The organism is Arthrobacter sp. ISL-28 (assembly GCF_018613875.1).
Taxonomy (GTDB): Bacteria; Actinomycetota; Actinomycetes; order Actinomycetales; family Micrococcaceae; genus Arthrobacter.
This window is the reverse complement of record NZ_JAGGPJ010000012.1, coordinates 122952-129368: the sequence shown is the minus strand read 5'-3', so window position 1 is coordinate 129368 and position 6417 is coordinate 122952. Positions and strand designations below refer to the sequence as shown.

The window sequence follows — 6417 nt, the reverse complement described above, 5'->3', positions numbered from 1 at the left end:
TGCCGAACCAGGGGTAGACCGGCGCGGTGTTGCCCCGCCCGAGCACCAGGTCCACCCGGCCGTCGGCGAGGTGCTGCAGCATGGCGAAGTCCTCGGCGATTTTCACAGGATCGTTGGTGGTGATCAGCGTGGTGGCCGTGGAGAGCGTGATGCGTTCCGTCTGCGCGGCGATGTACGCAAGCGTCGTGGTGGGAGAGGAGGAGAAGAACGGACGGTTGTGGTGCTCGCCGATGGCGTACACGTCCATGCCGATTTCTTCGACCTTCCTGGCGATCGCCACCGAGGCCTTGATCCGCTCATTCTCCGAAGGGGTGTACCCGGTGGTGGGGTCCTGGGTGATGTCGCTGACGCTGAATACGCCGATCTGCATGGTGTGCCTTCCGTTGTCCGAACTGTTTCCGGGCCTGTTACTACAATAACCCATTTAGATGCATATGCATCTATCGGTATCTGTAACGTGCCGGGCGGCGGATTATTCCCTTCGCCGAACCTGCGACCGTCAGTTGAATGGTTGGTGCGGCCCTACGCGCCGGTTTTGTCCTGGTGAGGGGGATGGTCAGGCGTCCGCCGCGATTCCTGCTTAATGCGGGACCGCTCAAGTGCGCGGTAGACGGTGGACCGGCCGACGGAGAACAGTTCGGCTATCTCAGACATGGTGTGTTCGCCGTTGGCGTGCAGTTCGACCAAGTGTGCCTCCTGTGTGGCCGAAAGCTTAGGCTTCTTTCCGCGCAACCGGCCCTTGGCTTTGGCTACCTTCATTCCTTCCCGCGTGCGGGCGCGGATGAGATCGCCTTCAAACTCGGCGACCATGGCCAGGACATTGAAGAGCAGCTTGCCCATCGGGTCGGTGGGATCGTGAACTGAACCACCAATGCTGAGTTTTACTCCGCGCGCGGCTAGGTCATCGGCGATCTGATGCGCATCCCGAACGGAGCGGGCGAGGCGGTCCAGCTTGGTCACGATGAAAGTGTCGCCGGCCCGACACGCTGCCAGGGCTTCGCGAAGGCCCGGGCGGTTGGTATTGCTGCCGGTCAGTCCGTGGTCGACGTAGATCCTTGTTGGCTCGATGCCAAGCCCTCGTAAGGCATCCTGCTGGGCCGTAAGGTCCTGCTCGTCTGTGGAGACCCTGGCGTAGCCGACCAATATTTCAGACATGACTAGAAGTGTCTCATATCACACCCCGTCCCCGGACAGGCAGCCGGACGGGTCTTGCGGGACAGTTGTCGGGACGATGCTGTAATCGCTCAGGTGGCTTCGGAAGTTGCCCGGCAGGGGACCCTCTTTTGGGACGTTATGCGGACGGGCCTCTTCCGGACGTTTTTCAACGCCCCGCGGTGCCAGAGCGCACGCGTGTCGGCGCCCACGGAGCGAGGCGGTGAGACCACCCTAGCGACAGGCCTTAACGGTGCTTCTGACCGACGCAGGCCAACCGCCTGAGGGTTCCCCTACCTGCGGGCTTTGCGGTCACCCTTGTCTGCGCTTGCCAGGCGCGCCTCACCTGATGGCGAGGGTCACCGAGAGGATGAACGCGGGGAGCGCCAGCAGGGCGACCACGACGAGCACGGCACGGCCAGCCCACTGCGTCACCGTGATTCGCCGCCCCGGCGGCATGGCGAGGGCTGCCACGGCGGCGACGAGTGCCCCGAGAACCAGCAGCACCCCGGCCGGATAGAAGACGATGGCCAAGAGCAGCGGCAGGTAGGCCGGAAGGGTCCGGGCGGAGAGGGCGGGGACCCGGTGGCTGGCCCATCGTGCAACGGCCACGACGAGGCAGCCGTGGACAATGGCGAGGCCCGCGAAGAGCAGCGCCGCCAGCCAGTTCGGTCCCAAGATGGTGAAGTCGGGGTTATAGCTGTGCAGCGGAGCCCACACCGGGCCGAAGACGACCAGCAGGAACAGCCCGAGGACGGGTCCCGTCCACCAGCCGGACGGAAGCCACCGGCGGGCCAGCGTGTACGCGAAGGCGCCCAGAAATCCTGCCACGAGCCCCGCGACCAAACCCTGGGCGGTTGGAGGGGCCGCCATCGCGATGATCTGCATGACGAGCAGTCCCCCGGCGGTGGCCGCCAGTGCTCCGGAGATCACGGCGGCGATGGCGGCCACGTTCGCCCACCACGCGTATCTGCGCAGGGCGTCCCGCAAAGCTTGGCTGCGGGTCGTCGCGGGCGGCCGGGGTTCGGGCTCACGCAGATCGAGCCTGCCCCACACGACGGCGAGGACCACGCCGAGGATCAAGAGGGCGGTGCAGATGATCACGACTGCGATCATCGTGCCGGGGTCGTTCACGAGTCTTTCTCCTCGCTCCTGAGGAGGTCCCCGAGCGGGTGCGCGCTATTCATGAGGACCCATTCCATACCCAGTCCCTGCCGCCGTACTGGAGCAATATCGACTCTATGGGCGCCCTGCGCGCATGTCTACGTGCTTGGTGTCCACTCAAACCTTCTCCTGTTGTCCGATTCCTTGGTCGGGAAATCCCACCTCTCGAATTCCAGCCAGCGACAACGGAAGTGAGGAAGCGCCTTCTCCTCAATGAGCCGTCGGATGTTCCCCTTGAGGTTCCTTCGGCGATGGACCGAACTTCGAAACCATCAGTACGCTGGCCTGATGAAGGACGTGATCCGCTTAGCTCCTGGGTCGAGCTCGCTTGACCGTATGCTCCCTGACGGCGAGCATCGTGTTGATTTCTACGATGTGGTGGTGAACGACCGGTCGCTGCGCGAGCTGATTGTCGTCCCGGATGAGTTGGCACCGCTCGAGTTTGGGGCGACATCTCTGCGCGATGACCTGCCACCAAGGGCTGCAATTGAGCAGTTGGACCAACTTCTAGGCCGCAAATCTGGGGACTTCAGCGACGGTCGCGTGGCCTTGTATTTGTGCCCGATCGATGGTGACTTGTGGTGCGGTGCCGTGAGCGTCGAGATAGAGCGAACGCCTGAATCTGTGACCTGGCAAAAGCTGGGGTGGCAGACACCAGAACCGTTAGACGGACCTGAAATAGACCTGTTCCATAACGAGTCCTTCACCTTCGATCGCCGGCAGTATGAGGACGTGTTCGAGGCACTTCGCTCCAAGTACGCTGAGCGAACTTCGCCATCAGCAGTCGTGCGTGACAGTGTCCGGCGTTGTCTAAAACGTCTAAAGTTCATTTGAAATGCCGTTGTCCGAGGCACTGGGGCAGGGTCAACTCGATAAGCTAGAAGACTGGCAGCCATGGGCTATTTCCGCCGACGAGTTTGTGGAGGCGTGGCAGGCACGGCACGACTAGTGTTCGCCACCCCAGAATCAGTTTTACCAGCCTCAACGATCCCGAGCGGTAGCTCATCATGGACTAGACCTACTGAGCTGTGCCGTGAAGGGTTCCCCGAAGGGAGGAAGCGCCGGGTTTTACCTCCCCTCCAGCGGGATGATTGACGGGCGGCCCTGCATCGGGAACTGCTGGCCGAGTCAGTCGCCGATTGAAAAGACAATTGCTTGAAGTTCTTCCAGTTCGTACAGGCTGAAGCGATAGTCGAACTGCGACGACGGGACGTTTTGGCGCAGATCTTGAATGATTGCCAGAATCTGAGTTCTTCGTTCCGGAGTCGTTGGTGCCCCATTGGTGCCCGAGCAGTGGTCGATGAATTGGTCGATGGATCCGGCATATTCCTGGTCTTCCTCGCTCAGGCTCAGACGGGCAACCAGCTTGTCACTCATGAACTTGGGATGGACCACCGACGTCTGTAGAGCATCCAGGTGGAAGTAAAACTGTCGAATGGGCTCTGGTTCGGAGTTTCGTCTCCACGGGAACAACCTCATGATGCATTTCATCACTCATTCAGACGATCCCGGACGCATATAGGACTGCGGAGATTCGAAGTTGTTCAGCAGCGACCGGCAAGGGTTTGACCAACGGGCACCAAGGGCACGCTGATCGACCGGCTTGCGGGCACCGGTGGGCACTATTGGTGGGCGTGGGACGGGAGTTGCCGGCCCTGGCGACGTCCAAGTGAAGGTTCTGACACAGAGTGACCCACGCTGGCGCGTTTGGCATCATTCGGGGGTCACCCGGTTCCTGCTGCATGCATCAGGCGGGAAGGATGATGACCTTTCCGGGCACGCGGCCCGCGCTGGCCTCGGCGTGGAGGGCAGGCAGCTCGGCGAGAGGGATGCGGCGGGTGACTTCGACGGTTAATTTCCCGTCGTCGACGAGGGACGCCAGTTCGGCGAGGCGTTCACGGTTTGGGCGGACAAATACGGTGGCGGCGCGCACGCCACGCCTCTCGTCACCCGGAGTCGCCATGAATGCAGTGGTGCTGACCACTATGCCGCGATCGCGCACGAGTGCAACAAGCGCGACGAACTGCTCCGGATCGATAGGAGCGAGGTTGAGCAGCACGTCGACCTGCCCATCTACGGCGCTGAGCAGGTCGGCGTCAATGTGGTCGATGATCTCGTCCGCACCTGCCGCGCGGACAGCGTCGATGCTGCGCGGGCTCGCGGTAGCCACGACGTGGACGCCGGCGCGTTTCGCGAGCTGGATGGCGTACTTGCCCACGACACCGCCGGCACCGACGATGAGCAGGCGCTGCCCGGCCTCTAGCCGGCCCTCATCGAAAAGCGCCTGCCAGGCGGTCAACGCCACCGAGGGCAGCGCCGCGGCGTCGGCCAGCGAGATGTTCGTCGGGGACGCCACAACAGCATCCGCAGGGGCGATCACATACTCCGCCGCGCCGCCGTCCCGCTCCATGGGCAGGAAGCCGATCACCCTATCACCGACCGCAACGCCCTCGACTCCCTCGCCGACCGCGTCGATGGTGCCGGAGACGTCGTAGCCGGGCACATGCGGCAGCACCACCGGGATCGGCAAGAACCCTGCCCGCATTCCGTTGTCAGCCGCGTTGAACGCGGACGCCGCAACACGCAGCCGAACCTGCCCAGCCACCGGCGCCGGCTGCTCGGTCTCCACATACTGGAGCACTTCGGGTCCGCCCACCTCGTGGAACTGCACTGCCTTCATGATCTTTCCCTTCATCGTGTGCTTCGAGTTCGAAGCAATAATGCCAAGGTACCACTGCTTCGAACTCGAATCAACCATCTATGATGAGAGCATGAACGAAACGCCAACGTCCCTGACGCCCGCGCAGCTCGGGGCGTACTTCGCTTTCACCGAGGTGAGTAGCTTGTTGCGCCACGCAGTTGAGAAACAGCTCCGTGATGCCGGTGACCTCAGCTACGTCCAGTTCCAGCTCCTCGCTCGCCTGGGCGATGCTCCGGATGGCCAACTGCGCATGACGGATCTCGCCGACGGCGTGGTCTACAGCCGCAGCGGACTGACGTACCAGGCGCAATTGTTGGAACACCGTGGGCTGGTTGCCCGCTCGCCCTCGCCCAACGACGAACGCAGCACCGTCCTGGCACTCACCGAGGCTGGCCGCACGGTGCTCGCGACAGTGTTCCCCGGCCATATCAACGCCGTTCACAGCTTGCTGTTCGCGGCTCTTTCCGACGGTGACGTCGACGATCTCGCGCGCATCCTTGGTCAGGCAGCCGCCCATCTCCGCGCCGCTCCGCCTCGCTCAGCTACGCCCCGCCGGCGGAAGACATCGTAAAAACGGAACGCACCATCTAAGCGACATCGCACCGGCTCTGAGCAATCGCCCGTTAGTCGATCCCTATCCGGACAGATCGTCTGGGGTGAAGAACAGGATCCGGCAGGAACGTCACGATCGCCTCGGAACACAGCGCCACGAGATCCTTGGGTGGCCCGAACCCCGCGCTGATTCGACGTCGGGCACTCAGCGCCTGGTCTCGTACCTGGCAAGGACCACACTGTCAGGAAACGTCCGGGTCTCCACCAGGCTCAGGTTCACCCACTTGTCCAGGGCCGTGAAGAACGGCGTGCCGCCGCCCACCAGGACCGGATGGGTGACCATCGCGTACTCGTCGATCAGCCCGGCCCGCATGGCCGCCGCGGCGAGTGTGGCACCGCCGATGTCCATGGGCCCGCCGTCCTCGGCCTTGAGCCGGGTGATCTCGGTGACCGCGTCGCCGGTGACCAGGCGGGTATTCCAGCCGACCGTGCTGGTCGTCGAGGAGAACACCACCTTCGGCATGTCCCGCCAGCGGCGGGCGAACTCGATCTGCGCCAGTGTGGCGCCAGGCTGCTGGTCGGCGGTCGGCCAGTGGGAGCTCATCGTCTCCCACAGTTTGCGCCCGTACAGCGCCAAGCCCGTCGCCCCCACCCGGTCGGACCACCATTGGAACAGCTCATCGCTCGGTACGCTCCAGCCGAGGTCGTCGCCGGGCGCGGCGATGTAGCCGTCCAGGCTCAAGTTCATGGCGAAGGTCAGTTTGCGCATGGCGCAAGTCTCCCGTGAGCCGGTATTCGTTGCACAGACCAGCACGGCGCGGAAAAGTCATCGGTCAGGCCACACCGAG

General features: G+C 63.3%; 8 protein-coding genes. 2 read left to right on the top strand and 6 right to left on the bottom strand.

From position 1 onward, the window contains the following. The 3 genes from J7E80_RS09785 to J7E80_RS09775 form a co-directional block, all read right to left on the bottom strand. A partial coding sequence (locus tag J7E80_RS09785) for an LLM class flavin-dependent oxidoreductase (RefSeq protein WP_215051272.1) occupies positions 1-370 on the bottom strand: 370 nt, incomplete at its 3' end. A 152-nt stretch (positions 371-522) separates the two neighbouring features. Beyond that, positions 523-1155: a recombinase family protein gene (locus J7E80_RS09780; RefSeq protein ID WP_215051271.1), complete on the bottom strand. Its 633-nt coding sequence runs from the start codon at positions 1153-1155 to the stop codon at positions 523-525. A gap of 339 nt (positions 1156-1494) precedes the next feature. Then, positions 1495-2286 (bottom strand): hypothetical protein, encoded by a 792-nt coding sequence (locus J7E80_RS09775; RefSeq protein ID WP_215051270.1) that lies wholly within the window; start codon positions 2284-2286, stop codon positions 1495-1497. A 318-nt stretch (positions 2287-2604) separates the two neighbouring features. On the opposite strand from J7E80_RS09775, the gene J7E80_RS09770 reads away from it, so the two are divergent. Further along, complete coding sequence (locus J7E80_RS09770; RefSeq protein WP_215051269.1) at positions 2605-3150, top strand: hypothetical protein; 546 nt, start codon at positions 2605-2607, stop codon at positions 3148-3150. A 294-nt stretch (positions 3151-3444) separates the two neighbouring features. Here the strand turns inward: J7E80_RS09770 and J7E80_RS09765 are convergent, their stop codons facing one another. Further along, positions 3445-3693 carry a hypothetical protein gene (locus J7E80_RS09765; protein ID WP_215051268.1) on the bottom strand — a complete coding sequence of 83 codons (249 nt, stop codon included), beginning with the start codon at positions 3691-3693 and terminating at the stop codon, positions 3445-3447. A gap of 370 nt (positions 3694-4063) precedes the next feature. Then, positions 4064-4996 carry an NADP-dependent oxidoreductase gene (locus J7E80_RS09760; RefSeq protein WP_215051267.1) on the bottom strand — a complete coding sequence of 311 codons (933 nt, stop codon included), beginning with the start codon at positions 4994-4996 and terminating at the stop codon, positions 4064-4066. A 91-nt stretch (positions 4997-5087) separates the two neighbouring features. On the opposite strand from J7E80_RS09760, the gene J7E80_RS09755 reads away from it, so the two are divergent. Next, positions 5088-5588, top strand: coding sequence for a MarR family winged helix-turn-helix transcriptional regulator (locus J7E80_RS09755; protein ID WP_215051266.1), 501 nt, complete (start codon positions 5088-5090; stop codon positions 5586-5588). 186 nt (positions 5589-5774) lie between these two features. Here J7E80_RS09755 and J7E80_RS09750 read toward each other — a convergent pair whose 3' ends face one another. After that, entirely contained in the window at positions 5775-6338 is a 564-nt protein-coding gene (locus tag J7E80_RS09750; RefSeq protein ID WP_215051265.1) for a dihydrofolate reductase family protein, read from the bottom strand. Positions 6339-6417 lie beyond the last annotated feature (79 nt).

Coding starts and splice junctions, on each gene's coding strand:
- J7E80_RS09780 (WP_215051271.1), bottom strand. CDS start 1,155: ATGTCTGAAATATTGGTCGGCTACGCCAGGGTCTCCACAGACGAGCAG.
- J7E80_RS09770 (WP_215051269.1), top strand. CDS start 2,605: ATGAAGGACGTGATCCGCTTAGCTCCTGGGTCGAGCTCGCTTGACCGT.
- J7E80_RS09765 (WP_215051268.1), bottom strand. CDS start 3,693: ATGAGTGACAAGCTGGTTGCCCGTCTGAGCCTGAGCGAGGAAGACCAG.
- J7E80_RS09760 (WP_215051267.1), bottom strand. CDS start 4,996: ATGAAGGCAGTGCAGTTCCACGAGGTGGGCGGACCCGAAGTGCTCCAG.
- J7E80_RS09755 (WP_215051266.1), top strand. CDS start 5,088: ATGAACGAAACGCCAACGTCCCTGACGCCCGCGCAGCTCGGGGCGTAC.
- J7E80_RS09750 (WP_215051265.1), bottom strand. CDS start 6,338: ATGCGCAAACTGACCTTCGCCATGAACTTGAGCCTGGACGGCTACATC.